This is a genomic window from Streptomyces sp. NPDC002935, assembly GCF_040611295.1.
GTDB lineage: Bacteria > Actinomycetota > Actinomycetes > Streptomycetales > Streptomycetaceae > Streptomyces.
The window spans coordinates 1-21,316 of record NZ_JBEXNW010000053.1; the positions used below are offsets into that span (position 1 = coordinate 1).

Below are 21,316 nucleotides of genomic sequence, written 5' to 3' on the forward strand. Positions count from 1 at the left end.
CGGTGCTGGGGGGCTTGGCGCACGCCCCGGATGCCCGCGGGGGCGGGGCGGGGCCCGGCCCCCCCCCCCCCCGCCCCGCCCCCCCCCCCCCCCCCCGCCCCCCGCCCCCCCCCCCCCCCCCCACGTCCACGTCCCCGAACTCACGGAGCCGGCTCAGTCCGACATTGCGGCCACCGGGGCAGCCGAGGTTGTCGTCCAGTTCGATGACGGTCACCTCTCCCGGCAGGCCGAGGCGTTCGGCGAACTCGGGCAGCGGGCAGCCGTTGCCGACGATCACGATCCGGGTGGGCGCCACATCCTGCTTGGCCACGGAGGTGAGCAGTGCGTCGACCTCGACGGGCCGGTTGCCCATGGTCACCACGGCAACGGCGATCCGCGGCCCCTCCTCCGCCTGTGACACGACACCCACCCCATCCCGGCCGACAACTGTGCCGCGATGCTAGTCGTTCACCGGGATGACTCCTCAAGTACGCCCACACGTCCGCCATGTGTACGTCCTGATCTACGGGCATACGTCCACCGTCAGGGGCGCCGGTTCTCCTTGCGCCGTACGAATTTCAGTCCCGACCAGTCCTCCCCCAGCGCCGCCACCTTCACGTCGACGACACCGAGGGGCAGGAAGAGGTCCCGCAGATCGTTCTCCGTGATGTCGCTGCGATGCCCGGCCGCACGGCGGGGCCAGGCGATCCAGAGCATGGCCGTGTCGGACAGGTCCCGGACCAACCCGGCGGCCTGTGCCGCCAGTTCGGCGTGTTCCCGGAAGAAGGCGACGGTGACGTCCGCGCCCTTCGGGCCGCCGTCCTCGACCGCGCAGTCCTCGGGCAGTCCGGGGATCTCGAAGCCCCGCGGCCCATGGGTCAGCCGGACCGACTGCCCCGCCTTGATGCCGATCTTCCGGGCGAGCGGCGTACCGGAGTATCCGCCGCCCGCCGCGCTGGATCCCGTCATCCCTGAAGGATGGCACCGTGTGGACCGGTCGGCCCGCGGGGCCGGAAAGAGGGTGGGAGGCGTTCCACGCGGGGCGGCGGACGCTCGATTACCGGTTGTCGGCGAGCGGGTTCATGCTGGTGGGAGCGGCCCGGCGTCCCCGGACTCCCCTGGTGTTCCCGGGGATGCCCGAGGTCTCCGGAGCCGGGAACAGCGGGCGCCCCGTCCACCGACATACGGGCGCAAGAAGGTTCCGGAGGGCGCCATGAGCTCACCAACCGTCCCGCCGCCCGCACCGTTGCCCCCACAGGGGCCCGGGGCCACGGACAAGGGCCTCAAGGGCGGCGCCCTGGGCCTGTTCTCCAGCATGGTGATCGGGCTGGCCTCCACCGCCCCGGCCTACAGCCTCGCGGCGACCCTCGGCTTCATCGTCGGAATCGTGGGCTTCCAGTCACCGATCGTGATCGTGCTCGCCTTCGTCCCGATGTTCCTGATCGCCTACGGCTACAAGGAACTCAACCGGGCCGATCCCGACTGCGGCACCACGTTCACCTGGGCGGCCCGGGCCTTCGGCCCCCGTACCGGCTGGCTGGGCGGCTGGGGCATCGTCGCGGCCGACATCATCGTGATGGCCAACCTGGCCCAGATCGCCGGCTCGTACGGCTTCCAGCTCGTGGGCGCGGACGGACTGGCGCAGGACACGTTCTGGGTCACCCTGGTCGGCGTCCTGTGGATCGCCGTGATGACCCTGATCTGCTACATCGGCATCGAGCTCTCGGCCAACCTGCAGAAGTTCCTGCTCACCATCGAGATCGTGGTGCTGTGCCTGCTGGCGGTCACCGCACTGGTCAAGGTGTACGGCGGTACGGCGCCGAGCGTCTCGTCGGAGGTCTCGTGGTCGTGGTTCAACCCCTTCGAGATCAACTCGTTCGACGACCTGACCAAGAGCATCCTCGCCGGAGTGTTCATCTACTGGGGCTGGGACACCGCGGTGTCCGTGAACGAGGAGACCCGCGACCGCGACCGCACCCCGGGCCGCGCCGCCGTCCTGTCCACCGTCATCCTGCTGCTCGTCTACCTCATGGTCACCACGTCCGCGCAGGCGTTCGCCGGTGTGGGCGAGCACGGCATCGGGCTGGGCAACCCGGACAACTCCGGAGACGTCCTCTCCAGTCTCGGCTCCGAGGTCTTCGGCACCGGAGGCTGGGGCACGGTCGCCACCAAGCTCCTGATCGTGATGGTCCTCACCTCGGCGGCGGCCTCCACCCAGACGACCATCCTCCCCACGGCCCGCACCACCCTGTCCATGGCGGCGTTCAAGGCCATCCCGCAGCGCTTCTCCCGCATCCACCCCCGCTTCCTCACCCCGACCTGGTCCACCGTGGGCATGGGCCTGGCCTCGATCGCGTTCTACGTCCTGCTGACCCGGGCGAGCGAGGACGTCCTGGCCGACTCCATCGGATCGGTCGGCCTGATGATCGCCTTCTACTACGGCCTCACCGGCTTCGCCTGCGTCTGGTACTACCGCAGGGTCCTGACCCGCAGCCCGCGCGACCTGTGGACGCGCGGGATCATGCCGGGCCTGGGCGGCGCCATGCTGCTCTACTTCTTCATCAACGCCTGTGTGGTGTACGCCGCCGCGGACTACGGCAGCACCTCGTGGACCATGCCGTTCCCGCCGCACTGGCACCTCGGCGGCGTCTTCGTCACCGGCATCGGCGCCCTCCTCCTCGGAGCCGTCCTGATGCTCCTGTACAGCGCGTTCCGCCCGGCCTACTTCCGCAAGGAGACCATCCCGGTCTCGTCCCACGACGTGGACGGGAACTGACGACACCCGCCTCCGGTGGATCCGGAGGCGGGTGATCGCGGGTGTTCTCGGGGGATCGCGGGTGATGGTGCCGGACAGCGGGGAGCCGCCCCGGTGGCGCGGGGGATGAGCCACCGGGACGGTGTTCCGGGGGGCGGCGTCAGGCCGATGCGCCCACCGCGACGTCCGGCGACCCGTCGGGCCGCACCTCGCCGTCCTCGTCGACGTCCGGCGGAATGGTCGACAGCGCGCTGGCGTGCAGGTCCTTCGTACGCAGCATCGTGAAGCCGATGACCGCGGCGACGAACCCGAGGATCGCGCTCAGGGTCATGGCGCCGTGGAAGGCGCTCATGAACGCGTCCTGCCCGGTGGCCAGCACCTTGTCGCGCAGCGGCCCCGCGGCCTGGGCGACGGCGTCCAGGGAGCCGGCGCTGATGCCGTGGGCGGCCTGCTCAGCGGCGTCGTTCCCCATCTGCTTGCCGACCGCGGAGGACGTGAAGTCCTGGGACACGCTGTGCTGGAAGTACGCACCGACGCCGGCGATGCCGACCGCGATACCGACCTGCTGGAAGGTCTCGTTGATGCCGGAGGCGACACCGGCCTTGGCCGGTTCGGTGACGCCGATGGCCAGCGCGGCCCGGGCCGGGTTGAAGGCGCCCATGCCGAAGCCGGAGATGACCAGCGCCGGAACGAGCACGGTCCAGGACGAGTCGGCCTCGGTCAGGTTCAGGAACAGGATGCCGATGGCCATGACCAGCGTCGAGCCGCCCAGCAGCACCCGGAAGGGGACCTTGCCGATCAGGCCGCCGCCGAGGGCACCGGCCACGAACATCGCGCCGGTCAGCGGCAGGAAGCGCAGCCCCGTGCCCCAGGCGTCCACGTGCAGCATGTTCTCGAGGTAGCTGGTCTCGAAGAACACCGACGGCAGGGCTCCGGCGTTGCCGATCATGGCGACGAGGGAGATGCCCACGAAGGTGGGGCTGCGGAAGAACGCGAGGTCGATCAGGGCACGCTCGCCCATCCGCCGCTCGATGACCACGAAGAGAACCAGGAAGAGCGCGCTGGCCGCGTAGAGGCCGAGCGTGGTGCCGCTGGTCCAACCCTCCACGGGTCCGCGGATGGTGGCGAAGACCAGTGCTCCGAGCGCGAGGCTGAAGGTGGCGAGACCGGTCCAGTCCGTGGGGTGAGCCCGCTTGTTGAGCGACTCACGGACGCGCAGGGCACCGATGAGGATCGCGATGATGCCGACCGGCACGTTGATGTAGAAGATCCAGCGCCAGGACAGCGTGTTGATCAGCGAGCCGCCGATGAGCGGGCCGGTGGCGACGGCGAGACCGACGGCGGCGCCGAACGCGGTGAACGCGGTCGCCCGCTCCTTGCCGTGGAACTCGTGGCTGAGCATCGCCGGACCGACCGCGAACATGACGGCGGCGCCGACACCCTGAATGGCGCGGAACCAGCTCAGTTCCCCGGAGCCGTCGGCCAGACCACAGGCCAGGGAGGCGGCCGTGAAGATGGCGAAGCCCACCTGGAAGAGCTTCTTGCGGCCGATCCGGTCGGCGAGCGAGCCCGCCGCCACCAGGAAGATCGCCAGCGTGAGGGCGTAGGCGTCGAACACCCACTGCAGGTCGGCGAAGCTGCCGCCCAGGGACCGATGGATCTGCGGGAGCGCGATGGAGACCACGCTCAGATCGAGCATCAGCATGAACGAGCCCAACGCGACGATCCCGAGTGTCCACCACCTCGTGGGCGATGGTGCGCGTTCTGCGGACATTGCGGGAACCTTCCAATCAACGGGATCTCTAGATGATGGAAATCTAGATGATTGGAAAGCCGTACGTCAATGGTCGTGACGGTCGGTAGCGGCCGACGGGGTGACCGATCGGCATCTCACCTTCGGCTCACAGGTGGCCACCTGGAGTGACGGCCGCAGCTACGACGAAGCCCGCGGCGCCGTTTCACACGGCGCCGCGGGCGTCTTCGAGGATGAGTGCGTCAGTCGGAACAGACGGACGCGGGCCAGCGGCCCGCCAGCAGTACGCCGAGCATCTTGCGCAGCGCCTCGCGCTCGTCCTCCGCGAGCGCGCCGAAGAAGGCCGACTCGACCTCCGTGGCCACCCGGTCCGCCGTCGCGAGCGCCTCACGGCCCGACTCGGTGAGGATCAGGTTGTAGCGCCGCCGGTCGGCCGGGTTGCGCCGGCGCTCGACGTGCTGATTGCGCTCCATCTCGTCGATCACCGTCACGACCGTGGTCGGATCGAGGTTGAGCAGTCGGCTCAGGTCCTGCTGGGAGAGTTCGGGCCCGCCGGCGAGGGCGGCCAGCACGAAGAAGTAGCGGATGCGCATGCCGACCGCGCCCAGCGCCTGCTCCACGTCCTCCACCAGCACCAGCCCCGCCTTGTGGAGCAGGTAGCCGGGACGCTCGGCGATGGGGAAGTCCTTCCGGGGGGACACCCCGTGTTGCTCGGCGTTGCCGCTGCGCACCATGAGCCGACTCCTTCGATCGTGGCAGTCTCCACCATCGAAGATACAACGATTCCCGGGCAACGAACCCATACCCCCGAGGAGATCGTCCCGGCCGCGGTCCGCCGGCACGAGGCCGCGGTCCGCCTCGCGGCGGGTTCCGAGCCAGCAGGAATTCACCGCTCCGCAATCATGTGCAATCGGCGGCGGAACCTCGTCCCGTTACATCGACGCAAAATTCACCGGAACGTAGCGGTCCGCATTCCGCCAAATGGAACCGGTCATTCTCCGGAGACGGGCGAGGTCAGCCCTTCGATGATCTCTTGCGAAATCCAACATTCGAGCATGATTACCGAGAACCCCTGTGACCCGGACCACATGGGTCGAAGTTGCGCGCCTGCTAGGCTCCAGAAGTGCGTGGCCAGAACATTGCTATCAGCGACCAGGGTCACGCAAACGGGGAAAGAAACGCGCTTAGCGCAACGGGGGAATTCAGAGTGGTTTACCTTACTATTAGATCTTGTCGCGGACAACGCTGACGTCGAGGAGCGAGCGCGCATTCGCGCTGGTCCGACACCGCTGGTCCGACACCACCGGCTCAAAGCCGCTGGTCTGACCTCTTTTCGCACTGCACCGACCGCGCTCACCTCGCGTCGCGCCGTGCGCTCTTTTGTCCTGCACCCCTCCATCACCACGGACATTTGACGGACAAGGCTGCCGTACGGCGCCCTTGTCCTCTCAAGCATGGAATGGAAGCGTTCAATGGAACTGTCAAGCACTGCCGTCGCGGAGGCCCTGGAGGACTGGCTCGGCGACCCCGCGGTGGAGTCGAACTCCTTATCCTTCGCCGGAGCCCTGGAGCTCGACGAGCGGGATGAATTGCCGGTCGCCGGAATCGATCAAGTCCGTGCTTTCGGATTCAACCGATATTTCGTTCCCGAGCGGCTGGGCGGCGATCTCCGGGCCACCGAGGACATCCTCATGCTGACCCGGGTGATCGCCCGCCGGGACATGAACGTCGCGGTGAGCGAGAGCACCCAGGTCTGGATGATGCTCGCCTGGATCGGCGGCGACGCCGAACAGCAGGCGAAGTACGCGGCCACGGTCCTGCACGGCGGGGTCATCCCGTGTCTGGCCTACTCCGAGCCCGGGCACGGCGCCGACCTGGCCGCCAACCGGTTCACCGCCACCCCGGACGGCGGACAGTACGTCCTGTCCGGCGAGAAGTGGCCGATCAACCGGGGCCGGACCTCCACCCACGTGGTGCTGCTCGGAACCACCGGCGACGAGGAGACACCGGCCAAGCGCCAGCAGTCCATGTTCCTCGTGGACCGCTCGCAGGTCATCTCCGGCGAGGTGACCGGGGTCCCCCGCGTCCCGACCTACGGTCTGCGCGGCTGCGACATCAGCGGAGTCGCCTTCGACGGCGCCCGGGTGGACGCCTCGGCCCGGCTGGGCTCCGAGGGCGAGGGACTCGAACTGGCCCTGCGGGGACTCCTGATCACCCGGACCTTCTGCACCGGGCTGTCCCTCGGCACGGGCGACACCATGCTGCGGACCGTGGCCGGATTCCTGTCCGACCGGGTCCTCTACGACGGCCCCGCGAACGAGATCCCGTACGTCACCGAATCCCTCGCCAACGCGTACCTGAGCCTGCTCGTCGCGGAGTGCGAGAGCCTCGTGGCGATGCGCGGACTGCACCTGTACACCGAGCAGTTCAGCATCTGGGCGAACCTGGCCAAGGTGCAGGTGGCCCGCCTGGTCGACTTCAACAGCAAGGTCCTGTCCCGCACCCTGGGCGCCCGCTACTTCATGCGTTCCGCCGAACACGTGGGCACGTTCCAGAAGATGCTCCGCGACGGTGCCGTCGTGTCCGTCTTCGACGGCAGCGAGCCGGTCTGCCTGGACAGCCTCGCGCTCCAACTGCCCGCCCTGGCCAAGGCACATGGGCAGGACGCGGACGAGGACTGGCGGCCGCTGTACGACCTGCGGGCCGACCTGCCGCCCTTCGAGCCGGACCGGGTGAGCGTGTTCGGGCGCGGCAGGGACGCCACGTTCGCCAGCCTGCCCGCGCTCATCAGCCGCCTCGCCGGGCTGTCGCCGTCCACCGGCTGCGACGAGGACCGGCTCGCCGTCCTGCGCGGCCAGACCGAGGAGCTGCGGCAGGAGCTCGACGCGCTGCTCGCACGGGTCCAAGAGGTGCGGCGGTGGGCGGCCGCCCGGCCCGCGCGGGCCTCGGCGTCCGCCAAGTCCACCCCGCCCCGGCTGATCCGGGTGGCGGAGGAACTGAGCGCCCTGCACGCCAAGGTGGCGGCCCTCGGCATCTGGCTGTTCAACCGGGATCACCTCGGTGAGTTCTTCGCCGACGGCGAATGGCTGCAGGCCGCGCTGGCCCGCAGGCAGGTCCACCAGTACGAGGTCGGTGACCTCGACCCGGCGACCGCCTGGCGGCTCTTCAGCCGGATGAACTCCCAGCACGCCGACAACGAGTTCTTCTCCGTCCGCCGGATGCGCATGGCCGAGCCCGGTGCGCGCGCGGCGGCCAAGGACCACGCGTCGACCGCCGCCTGAACATCCCCCCACCGCCGAACACCGAAAGGTACCGACCCGCTATGAACACCAAGATCATGACGATCGACGACGTCAAGAGGGTTCTCCTCGAAGCGGTTGCCACCGAAGCCGGGATCGCTCCCGACGAGCTGGCGACCGACCGGCCCTTCACCGACTACGGCCTGGACTCCATGGCGGCGCTCACCGTCGGCATGGAGATAGAGGACGCCTGCGGCCTCTCCGACCCGCCGGTGGATCTGCTCTGGGACCACCCGACGGTGGACACCCTGGCCGAGGCGCTGTGGAACCTGATGAACGCCGAGCCCGTCTCCGCGGCCGCGGACGGTCAGCGATGACGACAGCGCACGCGGCCACGACGACGGATCCGAGTGATTCCGTGAGCTCCGTCAACGCACAGCAGGCCGGCCTCTGGTTCATCCACGAGACCGACCCTGAGTGCTCCGCCTACCACATCGTGTTCGGCGCGGAAGTCACCGCCGACGCCGCACTCGGCGTCCAGGTGGGGGACATCCTCGCCGACCTCACCCGTGAGCACGACGCCCTCCGCGTCGGCTTCCGCTCCGGCCCGGACGGGCCGGAGCAGTTCGTGCGGGACGCGTTACCGCTCGACATCCGCCGCACCGACGCACGGGGAACGGACCCAAAGACGCTGCGGGACCGGGTCAGGACGGACACCCGGACCCCGTTCGACCTGTCCCGGCCGCCGCTGTGGCGCGTACACCTCTACCGCACCGGCGAACGCACCTGGGTGTTCACCCTCGTGATGCACCACATCGCGGCCGACTTCTGGTCGCTTGCCCTGCTGCTCTCCGAGGTGCGCAGCCGACTGGAAGGCACGCCGAACCGGTTCACCCTCGACGGCGGTGCCTTCGCCGCGTTCGCCGAGCGCCAGCACTCCTTCCTGACCGGCGAGAAGGCGCGGGCGCTCCTCGACGGCGAGGAGAAGCGGCTGGCGGACGTACCGCCCGGCCTCGATCTGTACGGCGACCGGCCGCGACCGCCCGCGCCGTCCTACGACGGCGGCTCGGCGCCCTTCGCGCTGTCCGCCGCCGCGACCGAAGCGGTACGACGCCTGGCGCGGGAGACCTCGGCGACGCCGTACACGGTGCTGCTGTCCGCCTACTTCGTCCAGCTGAGCCGGCTGAGCGGCCAGTCGGACATCACGGTCGGCACCCCGACCTCCGGACGGCTTCAGCGGCAGTTCCGCGACGCCCTCGGCAACTTCGTCAACACCGTCGTCGTACGCGGCGAGGTCGACGAGGAGTCGACGTACCGTCAGCTGCTCGCGGCCTCCCGTGAGCGGGTGCTCGAAGCGATGCGGGCGCAGGAGCTGCCCTTCCCGTGGCTGGTGCGGGAACTTGCCCCGCCGCGCGACCCGAGCCGGACGCCGCTGTACCAGGCGGGCTTCGCCTGGGACCGGCTGCCGTTCCTCAACGACATGGACGCGTTCTTCCTCCTGGAGCCGGGCCCGGACGCCGAGTTGGGCATCGCGGGCGCCACCCTGCGGCCGTATCCGCTGCCGCAGCAGGAGGGCCAGACCGATCTGTGGATCGAGATGGGCGCGGAACGGGACGGTGCCTTCGCGGGTGTCCTGCGCTACAACACCGACATCTTCGGTGCGGGCACGGCCCGGGAACTGGCCGCCACCTTCGTCACCACGGTGGAGACCCTGGTCGCCCGGCCGGACGAACCCCTGCGCGATCTCGTACGGGGCGACGAACGGCAGCGGGCGCGGCTCGCCGAATGGGGCTCCGGACCCGAGCGCGAGATGCCCGCGGCCCGGCTGCCGGAACTCTTCCGGGACCAGGTCCGGCGGGCTCCCGACGCGACCGCGCTCGTCACCGACGCCGAGGAGTGGAGCTACGCCCGGCTCCTGGCGGCGGTCGAGGAGACCGCGACGGCCCTGCGGACGGCCGGTGTCGCGGCGGGTGACCGCGTCGCGGTGATGGCCGAGCGCGGCGCGCCACTGGTGGCCGCACTCCTGGCCGTCCTGGACGTCGACGCCGCGTACGTCCCGCTGGACCCGAAGCTCCCCGTCGAGCGGCTGACCTACATGGCCGAGGACTCCCGCGCCCGGCTCCTGATCAGTCAGACCGACCTGAGCGACAGCCGGCTGCCCGGCCTTCCGGTGCTGAACCTGGACGACCTCGGCGCCGGGCTGCTGAGCGCCGACGCCGATGTCGACGGCGGGGACGAGAACGCGACGGCTGCCGCACCCTCGGACCCGACGGACGGTCCCGCCGACCTGGCGTACATCCTCTACACCTCGGGCTCCACAGGCCGCCCCAAGGGTGTGGCGATCCCCCATCACGCGCTGACGAACCTGCTCCTCGCGATGCGGGACGACACCGGGTTCACCGCGTCGGACAGCCTGCTCGCGGTCACCACGATCTCGTTCGACATCGCCGGCCTGGAGCTGTACATGCCCCTGGTGGCCGGCGGCCGGGTCATCGTGTGCGACAGCGGGACGGCCGCCGACGGTGCCGCCCTCGCGGCCCGGATCGACGATTCCGGCGCCACCTGGATGCAGGCGACCCCCACCTCGTGGCGCATGCTGCGCGACGCCGGCTGGGGAGGCTGCCCGCGGCTCCACGTGCTGTGCGGCGGCGAGGAACTCCCCCTGGACCTGGCCGAGTTCCTGGCCGGCCGGGTGACGAGCCTGCGCAACGTGTACGGGCCGACCGAGACGACCGTATGGTCCACCGCCGGTCTGGTGGAGCCCTCGTCCGGCATCGACATCGGCGCGCCCCTCGCCAACACGCAGCTGTACGTCCTCGACCCGCAGGGCCGTGGCGTCGAGCCGGGCTTCCCCGGCGAGCTGTGGATCGGCGGCGACGGCCTGGCCCTCGGCTACTGGGACCGGCCGGAACTGACGGCGGAGCGGTTCGTCACCGGACTGCCGGCCGCCCCGAGCCGGCGCCTCTACCGCACCGGTGACCGGGCACGCTGGACCAGCGACGGCCGGCTGCTGCACCACGGCCGCCTGGACAACCAGATCAAGCTGCGCGGTTACCGCATCGAACTCTCCGAGGTCGAGGCCGTCCTCGGAGCGGTCGACGGCGTCTCCACGGCCGTCGTCGTGGTCCGGGACGACCGGCTCGTCGCCTATCTGGTGGCGGAGCCCGGGGCCGAGTTGCGGACGGCGGACGTCAAGTCGGCCGCGGCGGTGTCCCTTCCGCCGTACATGGTGCCCGGCATCGTGATGGTCCTGGACGAACTGCCGCTGACCGCCAACAAGAAGATCGACCGGGGCCGGCTGCCGGAGCCCGTCCTCGCCTCGGACGCCGGTTTCGAGAAGCCGCGCGACGCCACGGAGATCACGCTGGCGCGGATGTGGACCGAGATCCTGGGGATCTCCCAGGTCGGCATCCGCGACAACTTCTTCGACGTGGGCGGCCACTCCCTGCTCGCCGTCCGGCTCAGCTCGGCCATCCGCGCCGAGTGGGACGTGGAGGTACCGATCTCCGTCATGCTGCGCCAGGGCACCATCGCCGAACTGGCCGCCATCGTGCGGTCCGGTGGCCAGGAGACTTCGCGCGCCCCGCTCGTCACCCTGCGGGAAGGGGACCCGGAGCAGCGGCCCGTCTTCCTGTTCCACCCCTTCGGCGGCACCGTGTTCTGCTACGTCGAGCTGACCCGCCACCTCCCGCCGGGCAGGCCGGTCCTGGCGATCGAGGCCCCCGGCATCCAGAACGAGGGCGAGGCCGAGATCAGCGTGGAGGCCATGGCCACCCGCTACATCGACTACCTCAGGGAGGTCCAGCCGGCCGGCCCGTACGCCCTCGGCGGCTGGTGCTTCGGCGGCGTGATCGGCTACGAGGTGGCCGGACAACTGCGCGCGGCGGGCGAGGAGATCGAGTTCCTCTTCGGCATCGACAGCCGGGCGCCGATCGAGGACAACATCCCCGAGTCCGCGGACGACTCGACGATCCTCTCCTGGTTCGCGCGGGACCTCGCCGTTCCCGCCGGGAAGACGCTCGACATCCCCGCGGACGATCTGCGGGCACTCGGCGGTGACGCCGCGTTCGACCACATCCTCCAGCGGGCCGCCGCCATCGGCGTCCTCGCCGAGGACGCGGACCGCGCTCAGATCCTGCGCTACTTCGAGGCGTACCTCGCCAACGGCATCGCCCTGCAGACCTACCTCCCCGAGCCCGCCGACCTGGACCTGGTGCTGCTGCGCGCGGCCGACGAGCCGGCCGAGTACGGGCCGAAGCTCGGCTGGGAGGCGCTGATCAAGGGCTCACTGCACGTCATCGACGTCTCCGGGGACCACAACTCGGTGATGTATCCGCCGCACGCCGAGATCGCCGCCCAGGCGATCGCCGCACACATGGAAGGACCCACCGACGATGGCCAAGAGTGAGCTGGTGAAGGCCGAGTACGCGTTCCACCTCCCGGTGCCGCCGAAGGAGGCGTTCGCACTGATCTCGGACCCGGTCCAGGACCCCGTGTGGCAGGCGGCGTGCGTGGACGTGAAGCTCCTCGACGGGGAGCCGCGGCCGGGCGGCCGGTACGAGATCACCTTCCAGCTGATCGGCAAGCGGATGGAATTCACCGTCGAGATCAGCGAGTTCGAGCCGGGCCGGCGCTCGAAGTTCCACACCCTGCAGGGACCGTTCCACTACGTCGGCACCTACGACTACGCCGAGAACGGGGACGGGACCACCACCGTGCACTGGACGTTCGAGGTGGAGCCCGGGGACTACTTCGGGATCATGCCGAAGTCCCTGCTCCGGAAGGTGCTCATCAACTCGGTCAAGAAGGACTCCGGAAAGCTCGCCGCACAGGTCGGACAGGGAGCGCACAACCGATGAACACACGTCAGGAAGAGACCACGAACGTCGTCGTCACCGGCCTCGGGGAGATCACCCCACTCGGCGGGGACGTCGCGAGTACCTGGGACGCGATGCTGCGGGGCGAGAGCGGCTTAGGCCTGCTGGACGAGGAGTCCTGGGCCAAGGACCTGCCACCCCTTCTGGGCGGGCGGGCGAAGGTGGAACCCGGTCAGGGGCTCGACCACCAGCAGCGCCGCCGGCTGAGCCGCTCCGCCCAGTTCGCGATGACGGCCGCGGCGGAGGCGTGGGCGGACGCTGGCCTCGACGGGGTGTCCGTGGCCCCGCATCGGGTCGCCGTGGCGGTTTCGGCCGCGCTGGGCGACATGACCTCGATCATCGACGGCTGGGAGGCGCTGAAGACACGGGGCTGGCGGCGCGTACCCCCGATGACCGTGCCGATGTCCATGGGCAACGGCTCCGCGGCGGCCGTCGCCCTGCTGGTCAACGCGCGCCTCGGCGTGCACGCCACGGTGAACGCCTGCTCCTCCGGAACCCAGGCGCTGGTCACGGCGGCCGACCTGATCCGCCGCGGAGACGCGGACATCGTGGTGGCGGGCGGCGCGGAGGCGCCCCTGCATCCCTTGGTCCTGTCCTCGTTCGCGGCCATGCGGGCGCTGTCGCAGCGGGTGGACGACCCCGCGTCCGCCTGCCGCCCGTACGACGCGGAGCGCGACGGGATGGTCCTCGGCGAGGGGGCGGGCATCCTCGTACTGGAGTCCGAGCGGCACGCGCGGGAGCGCGGCGCCCGGATCTACGCCGAGCTCGCCGGGGTGGGTATCTCGTCGGACGCGTACCACATAGTGCAGCCGGAGCCGAACGGCACCGGCACCGTCGCGGCCGTCCGCTCCTCGCTCGCGGACGCCGGGGTGACGCCCGCGGACGTCGCGCACTTCAACGCCAACGGCACGGCGACCGGGCCCGGCGACGCGGCCGAGGCACGCGCGGTACAGGCCGTGTTCGGGGACGCGGACCAGGGTCCGGCGCTCACCGCGAACAAGTCGATGACCGGGCACAGCCTCGGTGCGGCGGGCGCGATCGAGTCGATCACCACGATCCTCAGCCTGTACCACGGCCTGGTGCCCCCGACCCGTAACTTCACCCGCCTCGACGAGGGGCTCTCGGTCGACGTGGTGCACGGCAGCCCGCTGAAGCTCGGGCCCGAGCAGATCGTCGCGGTGAAGAACTCGGCCGGGTTCGGCGGCCACAACGTGGCTCTGACCTTCCGCGGCCTGGTCAGCCGCGCCCCCGACACCCTGGCCGAGAAGGGGAAGTGACGTGTCGCTGACCCTGGAGGCCGACGGCACAGCCACCGCCACGACGCACCGCACCGGGCACCTCCACGCCTCCCTGACCGTCCGGGGCAAGGACCGGCCGGGCATCGTCGCGGCCGTCGGCTCGGTGCTCGGCGAGCACGGCGCGAACATCGTCTCCCTCGACCAGTACTCGGACAATCCGCAGGGCGGCGCGTTCTTCCAGCGGACGGTGTTCGGTCTCGACCACCTCAGGGCCGCCCTGCCCGCGATCGACGACGGACTGCGGCAGCGGCTCGCCGGGGACTTCGAGCTGGAGTTCACGTTGCGGGACCTGTCGGTGCCCAAGCGGGTGGCGATCTTCGCCTCGAAGTCCGACCACTGTCTGCTCGACCTGCTGTGGCGGCACCGGCGTGGGCAGCTGCCGGTGACCGTCGCCATGGTGATCTCGAACCATCCGGACACCGCCGAGGAGGTCCGCTCGTTCGGGATCCCCTTCTTCCACGTCCCGTCCGCGGGCCCGGACAAGTCCGCCGCCGAGGCCCAGCATCTTCGTCTGCTGCGGGGCAACGTCGACTTCGTCGTCCTGGCCCGCTACATGCAGATCCTGTCGCCGGACTTCATCGAGCAGGTGGGGGTACCGATCATCAACATCCACCACTCCTTCCTGCCCGCGTTCATCGGCGCCGGCCCCTACGCCAGGGCGAAGGAACGCGGCGTCAAACTCGTCGGCGCCACCGCCCACTACGTCACCGAAAGCCTCGACGAGGGCCCGATCATCGAGCAGGACGTGGTCCGTGTCAGCCATGCGGACACCGCCGCCGACCTCCAGCGACGCGGCGCGGACGTGGAACGGGCCGTGCTCACGCGCGCGGTGCAGTGGCACAGCGAGGACCGGGTGATCCGCCATGGCAACCACACGATCGTCTTCGCATGAGCGGCCGACGGACCGGGAGAGGACGGCGATGAGCCGAGACTGCGGCGTACTCGTGACGGGGCTGGGCGCCATGACACCGCTCGGAGGGAACGCGGCCGACTCGTGGCAGGCGTTGCTCGACGCACGGTCGGGTGTGCGCTCCCTTTACGAGGGCCACACGGGGCACGAGGGCCGGCCCGAGGAACTGCCGGTGCGGATCGCGGGGTCGGTGTCCGCCGACCCGGTCGAGGTGCTCGGCCGGGTGCACGCCCGCAAGCTGGACCGCGGGGAGCAACTGGCCGTGGCGGCCGCCCGGGAGGCCTTCCAGGACGCGGGCCGGCCCCAGGTGGAACCGGAACGGCTGGCGGTGGTCGTCGGCACCGGGATCGGAGGCGTGCTGAGCACGCTCGGACAGAACGAGGTGTACGAGCGGTCGGGCATGCGGAAGCTGTCCTCGTACGCGGTCCCCATGCTGATGCCGAACGGACCGGCGGCGTGGGTCAGCATCGACCTGGGGGCGCGAGGCGGCGCGCGCTCCCCGGTCAGCGCCTGTGCCTCGGGCGCCGAGTCGATCGCCCTGGGACTGGACCTGATCCGTCTGGACCGCGCCGACGTCGTGGTGGTCGGCGGTACCGAGGCGAGTCTGCATCCGTTCATCGTGGCCGCGTTCGCGCAGATGAAGGCGCTGTCGCGGCAGGAGGGCGACCCGGCCGCCGTGTCCCGGCCGTTCGACGCCGCCCGCTCGGGGTTCGTGATGGCCGAGGGCGCCGCCGTCCTGGTCCTGGAACGCGCCGAGTTCGCCCGGGCCCGGGGTGCCCGCGTCTACGGCGCGGTGGCCGGCGCGGCCGTCACGTCGAGCGCCCGGCACATCTCCGCGTCCGACTCCGAGGGGCAGGTCCTCGCGATACGGGCGGCGCTGCGGGACGCGGAACTGGAACCGCGCGACATCGGCCATGTGCACGCCCACGCCACCTCGACCCCGGGCGGCGACCTCGCCGAGGCCGAGGCGGTCGCGAAGGCACTGGGTGACCACCCGGTGGTGACCGCGACCAAGTCGATGACCGGTCACATGCTCGGCGCCTCGGGAGCGTTCGGGGCGATGTCCGCCCTGCTCGCGCTCCACCACGGGGTGGTTCCGGCCACCCGCAACCTCGACGAACTCGACCCGGGCGTCCAGTTGGACGTGGTCAGCGGCGAGAACCGTACGGGCCGGTGGGACGCGGCGCTCGCGAACTCCTTCGGCTTCGGCGGCCACAACGTCAGCCTGGTGCTGACGCGTACGGCATGAGCCAGGACCAGGAGCGGAGGAGCGCTGCGATGACGATCGGGGTACTGGGAACGGGCGGTATCGCCGTCACCCTGGCGACGATGTTCGCCCGGGCCGGGCACGAGGTGCGGCTCGGCTCGGCCACCGGAGCGAGCGGGGCGCCCGGAGTGACCGGCGGGTGCTGCGAGGAGGTCGTCGCACAGTCCTCGGTGGTGATCCCCGCCTTCCTCGGCGTGCAGGGAGCGGTGCAGCAGCTCGGGCCCTGGCGCGCCGGTCTGCGCGGGAAGATCCTGGTGGACATCACCAACCCGTTCACCGGCGGTCACGTCGACTTCGTGGGCCCCTGGGCGGCCGGCGGCACCGAGGACCTCGCCGCCGCGTTCCCCGAGGCGCGGCTGGTGGGCGCCTTCAAGAACGTGTGGTGGGAGGCGTTCGACGGGGGCCCCGACTCGGTCGTCCCCGACATCCGCGTGATCTCCGACGACGCCGACGCGAAGCGGACGTTCCTGCGGCTGTGCGCCGGCACTCCCTTCACCTACGTCGACGGCGGCGGCCTTGACCAGGCACGGCGGGTGGAACGAATGGCGTTCTCCGGAGTGAGCTCCGCCGGACTGTTCGCGGCCTGACCCGGCCCGCCGACCCGTCGCGGCCGTCCCCACCCCGGTCGGGGAGTGGGGACGGCCACCGGTGTTCAGGCCGCGCCCCCGGCAACACCTTCTCGACCGGCCGGAGCGCAAGGGCCCCGCGTCCGGCGAACAGAGCCCACCGCGTCCGGAAAAAGCAAAAGCCCCAGGTCACGGCGAGTGAGTCCTGAGGCTTCCACAGAGCCGCCTTCGGGATTCGAACCCGAGACCTACGCATTACGAGCTGTCCGATCTAGGTCCATGTACGTCCGAGGGCATCTGCGAAGTAGGCGTTCTCCCTGATCAGAGAGATTCGCAAACATCCTTGGACCCCAGTGAACGGTGCCGGACCAAGTATCAAATGGGACTGCAACTGAGACTGGCCCTGAACTCTCATCACGCGCGACGAGCAGTCCGCCATCGGTAGCTGGAGACGGCTACCGAAATAGCCAGACGCGCTCGGCCCCGTCCGACAGTCCATACAGAACGGGTGCACCGGTTCTCAAGATCGTCGAGCACCTATTCCACAGATCAGGTGAGACCTGGACTCTTCCCGACTGCGCCTTGTGGTCTCAGGCCGTGTCCGCGGGGACTGCCTGAAGAAGGTTGGGGACGCCGCATGCGTGGGCGAGAAGGTCGGCGTAGGCGGTCAGGGTGGCACGGGTGTCACGCAAGGCGATGCGTAGATCGGCGGCGTCGTTCCAGGCCTGTTCGTGCTCGCGGCGGCCACCGTCGGTGGAGCGTTGGCTCTCCCAGTCCTCCAGGGCAGGATGCCAATGGGCGAGCAGGGGGCGGATGCCGTAGTTGAGCATGGCCACGGCGAGGTAGCCGAAGTTGTACTGGCCGTTCTTCTTGGGTTCGGCGACCTCGGGGCCGTACTTTCGCAGGATCTCCCGGGTGGTGGTAAACAGGGAGTACAGGCTGCTCAGTGCTTCCCGTAGCAGTCCCTCATCGGCACGCAGGGGCACGACCGAGACACGGGTGACCAGCTCGACGTACAACTCCCAGGCGGCTCGCCGTTCAGCGTCGTTGGGCTCCCAAGTACCCGAGATCTCCACCACACGCAGGTTCAACTTCACGTCGATGCATTTTGGCGCCCGCACCATGCTCTGCCTCCCTGTGCCCAAGTTTCTAGATTCACGCCCAAGTCCACCGTATAGGCATGACCATGGGTGGGCGTCCGTGGCAGACGCGCGGAGACACACGTACAAGGGGGACTGACGATGTCGGAGCCAGCGGAGTCGGTATTCGTCAGCTACGCCGGAGCCGACGGGGCCTGGGCGGAGTGGGTGACGTGGCATCTGCGTGAGGCCGGCCACCGCGTGGAGCTGGACATGTGGGACTGGCGCACCGGCGACAACTTCGTCGAGCGGATGGACCAGGCACTTCGGCGGGCCACCGCTGTGGTGGCGCTGTTCTCCAACAACTATTTCGACCCCGCGCGCTGGACTCATGAGGAGTGGACCTCTGTCGTGGCGGGGAGGCGCAGGCTCGTCCCGCTGACGATCGCACCCCTCAGCGGCATCGAAATCCCCGACATCCTGACCGCGGCAATCCGCAAGGATCTGCACGGCTTGGACGAACAGGCCGCAATCACCGCGCTGCGGGACGCCGTCGACGGCCCCACCGGCCCGCTCACACCCCCGCAGTTCCCCGGCACGACACCAGCGTCTGCCCCCGGCGGACGTCCGCGGCTGCCCAGCAGCGCGGACATGCCGGGGGTATGGAACGTGCCGAGCCGCAATCCGCGTTTCACCGGCCGCGAGACTTCGATGACGCGGGTCCGGGAGAACCTGCTGGACGGCGGGCAGGCGGTGGTGCAGGCCGTGCACGGCATGGGCGGGATCGGCAAGACCCAGCTCGCCCTGGAGTACGCCCACCGTTTCGCCAGCCAGTACGACATCGTGTGGTGGATCGACGCCGAGCAAGCCGACCAGATCCCCGTCCACTACACCGAACTGGCCACCCGGCTGGGCATCGCCACGCCCGAGGCCGGTACCGGCCACAGCACCCATTCACTGCTCGAATATCTACGCACCCGGGATCGCTGGCTGATCGTCCTGGACAACGCCGACGACCCCGGCGCCTTCAAGTCAGTGCTGCCCACCGGACCCGGCCACGTTCTGATCACCTCACGCAACCCCGGCTGGAAGGACACAGTCCTCAGCCACGGCCTGGACGTGTTCACCCGCAGCGACTCCTTGGCCTACCTGACCACCAGCATCCCCCGCATCGGCGCACAGCAGGCCGACGCGCTCGCAGACGACCTCGGCGACCTGCCCCTGGCCCTCGCCCAAGCCGCCGGCATCATCACCACCGGCATGACCCTGGACCGCTACCGCCACCTGCTCACCAGCAAGACCACTGCCCTGATGGGCAACGGCGGCCCGCCCAACTACCCCGCCTCCCTGGCGGCCACCGTGGACATCGCCACCGCGCGACTGGCCGACGAGCACCCCCAGGCCGCCGACTTGCTGCGCTTGGCCGCGTTCCTGGGCCCCGATCCCATCCCCACAGCCTGGCTGGAGACCAGCCGTGACCGGCTGGCCACGCTCACCGTCGACCCCGACGACTTCATGTGGCCCCAGACCGCACTTCAGCCCCTGGCCCGCTTCGGGCTGGCCAACGTCGACCACGAAACCTTCCAGATCCACCGGCTCACCCAGGCCATCGTCCGCGACCACACCAGCGAAGCCGACACCACCGCGGCAGAAAACGACGTCACCGCCCTCCTTACCACCATCGCGCCAACCGACACAGACGCCCCGGCCACATGGTCGACGTGGGCCTCCCTAACCTCCCACCTCGCCGCCCGCCTGCACGCCATCGCCCAGCACCCCTCACTGCACCAGACAATCATCAGTACCGTCGGCTACCTCTGTGTGAGCGGGCAGGCACCCGCCGGCCGCGACCTGGCCAGAACTCTCCGCCCCCTCTGGACGGCCGACCTTGGCGAGGACCACCCCGACGCCCTCTCCATCACCTTCGCCCTCGCCACGACCCTGGCCCACCTTGGGGAGTACGAGCAGTCCCACCGCTTGCACGAGGACACCCTCGAACGCCGCCGCCGCACCCTGGGCGACGACCACCCCGACACCCTCAGCTCCGCCAACAACCTCGCCAGCACCCTGAACCGTCTCGGGAAGTACGAGCACGCCCACCGCTTGCACGAGGACACCCTCGAACGCCGCCGCCGCACCCTGGGCGACGACCACCCCGACACCCTCCAATCCGCCGGCAACCTCGCCAGCACCCTGAACCGTCTCGGGAAGTACGAGCACGCCCACCGCATGGACGAGGACACCCTCGAACGCCGCCGCCGCATCCTGGGCGAAGACCACCCCGACACCCTCATCTCCGCCGGCAACCTCGCCACCACCCTGAACCGTCTCGGGAAGTACGAGCAGTCCCACCGCTTGCACGAGGACACCCTCGAACGCCGCCGCCGCATCCTGGGCGAAGACCACCCCGACACCCTCAACTCCGCCAACAACCTCGCCGGCACCCTGGACAGTCTCGGGAAGTACGAGCAGTCCCACCGCTTGCACGAGGACACCCTCGAACGCCGCCGCCGCATCCTGGGCGAAGACCACCCCGACACCCTCACCTCCGCCAACAACCTCGCCAGCACCCTGGACAGTCTCGGGAAGTACGAGCAGTCCCACCGCATGCACGAGGACACCCTCGAACGCCACCGCCGCACCCTGGGCAACGACCACCCCGACACCCTCCAATCCGCCGGCAACCTCGCCAGCACCCTGGACCGTCTCGGGAAGTACGAGCAGGCCCGCCGCATGCAGGAGGACACCCTCGAACGCCGCCGCCGCATCCTGGGCGACGACCACCCCGACACCCTCAACTCCGCCAACAACCTCGCCAGCACCCTGGCGAGTCTTCGGCAGTTCGCAGAGGCAGAGCAGCTCCTCAGGGACACTCGCGCGCGGTGCCGTCGCGTCCTGGGCGTAGACCACCCCGACGCTCAAAGGGTCACCCAGAACCTCGCCCAGGTACTTACCGCCCTGGGCAGACCATTTGAAGCTCAAAAATTGCGCGCATCCGGTAGCAAGGAAGGGCAGCGCCGAGCGCGGCGGAAGCACCGGTAGCGAGCCCTGACCGCCGTACTGACGCGCTTGAGCAGAGAATCGGGGTGTATCGGTTTCCTGTGGTCCCCGGAAAACGCAATCTCAAGATCGCCTTCAGTGTTCCCCATAGGAGCAGGGCAACTGTGGTGCGGGTTCTCTGCTCTGGCATCCACACGTGTCACCACGCATCGCGGCTGACGGCCGGTAGGCAAGGGGGACCAACACTTACGCATTACAAGCTGTCCGGGCTTGTTCCGGAGTGGTCCGGGGACGTCCGACAACGGGCTCGCGCTGCAGGTCAGGCGACGTGCCATACGTCCACGGACGAGGGCGTACCGCACCGGATTGAGCGGCAATGGAGACTAAAACTGAGACTAAGGTCCATCTCAGAACCCGAGCTTTGCTTGCGCCTCAGCCGCACCCTGCACATCCCCCGCAAGGCCCCGCCACTGGGCGAGGTCGCGCCGGACGGCGAGGATGTCGAGGTGATCCGGGCCCAGCCCCAGGATGTGGTCGGCCAGCAGCACGGCGGGCGCGTCGACCGTACCCCGCGCATCCTGGAGGCGAGGTCA

General features: G+C 69.8%; 15 protein-coding genes and 1 pseudogene. 10 read left to right on the top strand and 6 right to left on the bottom strand.

What is annotated here, in order from left to right; all coding sequences use genetic code 11:
• Positions 1-121: 121 nt before the first annotated feature.
• Together ABZX90_RS40650 and ABZX90_RS40655 are read right to left on the bottom strand one after the other, a co-directional pair.
• Positions 122-352, bottom strand: a pseudogene (locus tag ABZX90_RS40650) (glycosyltransferase family 2 protein); the annotation flags it as partial.
• A 170-nt stretch (positions 353-522) separates the two neighbouring features.
• Positions 523-948: a DUF3052 domain-containing protein gene (locus ABZX90_RS40655; protein ID WP_351126349.1), complete on the bottom strand. Its 426-nt coding sequence runs from the start codon at positions 946-948 to the stop codon at positions 523-525.
• Between the two features lie 244 nt (positions 949-1,192).
• Between ABZX90_RS40655 and ABZX90_RS40660 the strand changes: the two genes are divergently transcribed.
• Positions 1,193-2,755, top strand: coding sequence for an APC family permease (locus ABZX90_RS40660; RefSeq protein WP_351126351.1), 1,563 nt, complete (start codon positions 1,193-1,195; stop codon positions 2,753-2,755).
• 139 nt (positions 2,756-2,894) lie between these two features.
• Here the strand turns inward: ABZX90_RS40660 and ABZX90_RS40665 are convergent, their stop codons facing one another.
• Both ABZX90_RS40665 and ABZX90_RS40670 read right to left on the bottom strand, forming a co-directional pair.
• Positions 2,895-4,508, bottom strand: a complete 1,614-nt coding sequence (locus ABZX90_RS40665; RefSeq protein ID WP_355213356.1) for an MFS transporter — start codon at positions 4,506-4,508, stop codon at positions 2,895-2,897.
• A 221-nt stretch (positions 4,509-4,729) separates the two neighbouring features.
• Positions 4,730-5,221 carry a MarR family winged helix-turn-helix transcriptional regulator gene (locus tag ABZX90_RS40670; RefSeq protein ID WP_351126355.1) on the bottom strand — a complete coding sequence of 164 codons (492 nt, stop codon included), beginning with the start codon at positions 5,219-5,221 and terminating at the stop codon, positions 4,730-4,732.
• Between the two features lie 738 nt (positions 5,222-5,959).
• Here ABZX90_RS40670 and ABZX90_RS40675 point away from each other — a divergent pair.
• The 8 genes from ABZX90_RS40675 (at position 5,960) to ABZX90_RS40710 (ending at position 16,665) form a co-directional block, all read left to right on the top strand.
• A complete protein-coding gene (locus ABZX90_RS40675) occupies positions 5,960-7,768 on the top strand; it encodes an acyl-CoA dehydrogenase family protein (protein ID WP_355213357.1) in 1,809 nt (602 codons plus the stop codon).
• A gap of 41 nt (positions 7,769-7,809) precedes the next feature.
• Positions 7,810-8,103: an acyl carrier protein gene (locus ABZX90_RS40680; RefSeq protein WP_355213358.1), complete on the top strand. Its 294-nt coding sequence runs from the start codon at positions 7,810-7,812 to the stop codon at positions 8,101-8,103.
• Positions 8,104-8,144: 41 nt separating this feature from the next.
• Positions 8,145-12,134: an amino acid adenylation domain-containing protein gene (locus tag ABZX90_RS40685; protein ID WP_355213359.1), complete on the top strand. Its 3,990-nt coding sequence runs from the start codon at positions 8,145-8,147 to the stop codon at positions 12,132-12,134.
• Positions 12,121-12,585 carry an SRPBCC family protein gene (locus ABZX90_RS40690; RefSeq protein ID WP_355213360.1) on the top strand — a complete coding sequence of 155 codons (465 nt, stop codon included), beginning with the start codon at positions 12,121-12,123 and terminating at the stop codon, positions 12,583-12,585. Before ABZX90_RS40685 ends, ABZX90_RS40690 begins: the two co-directional genes overlap by 14 nt.
• Positions 12,582-13,880, top strand: coding sequence for a beta-ketoacyl-[acyl-carrier-protein] synthase family protein (locus ABZX90_RS40695; RefSeq protein WP_351126364.1), 1,299 nt, complete (start codon positions 12,582-12,584; stop codon positions 13,878-13,880). The genes ABZX90_RS40690 and ABZX90_RS40695 overlap by 4 nt, the downstream gene beginning before the upstream one ends.
• Positions 13,881-13,953: 73 nt before the next feature.
• The gene (gene purU, locus ABZX90_RS40700; RefSeq protein ID WP_351126440.1) at positions 13,954-14,793 is read left to right on the top strand and encodes a formyltetrahydrofolate deformylase; all 840 of its coding nucleotides are present in this window, start codon (positions 13,954-13,956) and stop codon (positions 14,791-14,793) included.
• A gap of 28 nt (positions 14,794-14,821) precedes the next feature.
• Positions 14,822-16,060, top strand: a complete 1,239-nt coding sequence (locus ABZX90_RS40705; RefSeq protein ID WP_351126366.1) for a beta-ketoacyl-[acyl-carrier-protein] synthase family protein — start codon at positions 14,822-14,824, stop codon at positions 16,058-16,060.
• Positions 16,061-16,089: 29 nt separating this feature from the next.
• The gene (locus tag ABZX90_RS40710) at positions 16,090-16,665 is read left to right on the top strand and encodes an NAD(P)-binding domain-containing protein (RefSeq protein ID WP_355213361.1); all 576 of its coding nucleotides are present in this window, start codon (positions 16,090-16,092) and stop codon (positions 16,663-16,665) included.
• Between the two features lie 569 nt (positions 16,666-17,234).
• Here the strand turns inward: ABZX90_RS40710 and ABZX90_RS40715 are convergent.
• Positions 17,235-17,768, bottom strand: coding sequence for a hypothetical protein (locus ABZX90_RS40715; protein WP_355213362.1), 534 nt, complete (start codon positions 17,766-17,768; stop codon positions 17,235-17,237).
• Between the two features lie 117 nt (positions 17,769-17,885).
• Here ABZX90_RS40715 and fxsT point away from each other — a divergent pair, with 117 nt between their 5' ends.
• On the top strand, positions 17,886-20,765 hold the full coding sequence (gene fxsT / locus ABZX90_RS40720) for an FxSxx-COOH system tetratricopeptide repeat protein (protein WP_355213363.1): 2,880 nt from the start codon (positions 17,886-17,888) through the stop codon (positions 20,763-20,765).
• A gap of 365 nt (positions 20,766-21,130) precedes the next feature.
• On the opposite strand, the gene ABZX90_RS40725 is transcribed toward fxsT, so the two are convergent.
• A complete protein-coding gene (locus ABZX90_RS40725; protein ID WP_355213364.1) occupies positions 21,131-21,271 on the bottom strand; it encodes a hypothetical protein in 141 nt (46 codons plus the stop codon).
• Positions 21,272-21,316 lie beyond the last annotated feature (45 nt).

Bases quoted from the DNA above. Each gene is read 5' to 3' on its own strand.
- ABZX90_RS40655 (WP_351126349.1), bottom strand. From the start codon at position 948: ATGACGGGATCCAGCGCGGCGGGCGGCGGATACTCCGGTACGCCGCTC.
- ABZX90_RS40660 (WP_351126351.1), top strand. From the start codon at position 1,193: ATGAGCTCACCAACCGTCCCGCCGCCCGCACCGTTGCCCCCACAGGGG.
- ABZX90_RS40665 (WP_355213356.1), bottom strand. From the start codon at position 4,508: ATGTCCGCAGAACGCGCACCATCGCCCACGAGGTGGTGGACACTCGGG.
- ABZX90_RS40670 (WP_351126355.1), bottom strand. From the start codon at position 5,221: ATGGTGCGCAGCGGCAACGCCGAGCAACACGGGGTGTCCCCCCGGAAG.
- ABZX90_RS40675 (WP_355213357.1), top strand. From the start codon at position 5,960: ATGGAACTGTCAAGCACTGCCGTCGCGGAGGCCCTGGAGGACTGGCTC.
- ABZX90_RS40680 (WP_355213358.1), top strand. From the start codon at position 7,810: ATGAACACCAAGATCATGACGATCGACGACGTCAAGAGGGTTCTCCTC.
- ABZX90_RS40690 (WP_355213360.1), top strand. From the start codon at position 12,121: ATGGCCAAGAGTGAGCTGGTGAAGGCCGAGTACGCGTTCCACCTCCCG.
- ABZX90_RS40695 (WP_351126364.1), top strand. From the start codon at position 12,582: ATGAACACACGTCAGGAAGAGACCACGAACGTCGTCGTCACCGGCCTC.
- ABZX90_RS40705 (WP_351126366.1), top strand. From the start codon at position 14,822: ATGAGCCGAGACTGCGGCGTACTCGTGACGGGGCTGGGCGCCATGACA.
- ABZX90_RS40710 (WP_355213361.1), top strand. From the start codon at position 16,090: ATGACGATCGGGGTACTGGGAACGGGCGGTATCGCCGTCACCCTGGCG.
- ABZX90_RS40715 (WP_355213362.1), bottom strand. From the start codon at position 17,768: ATGGTGCGGGCGCCAAAATGCATCGACGTGAAGTTGAACCTGCGTGTG.
- fxsT (WP_355213363.1), top strand. From the start codon at position 17,886: ATGTCGGAGCCAGCGGAGTCGGTATTCGTCAGCTACGCCGGAGCCGAC.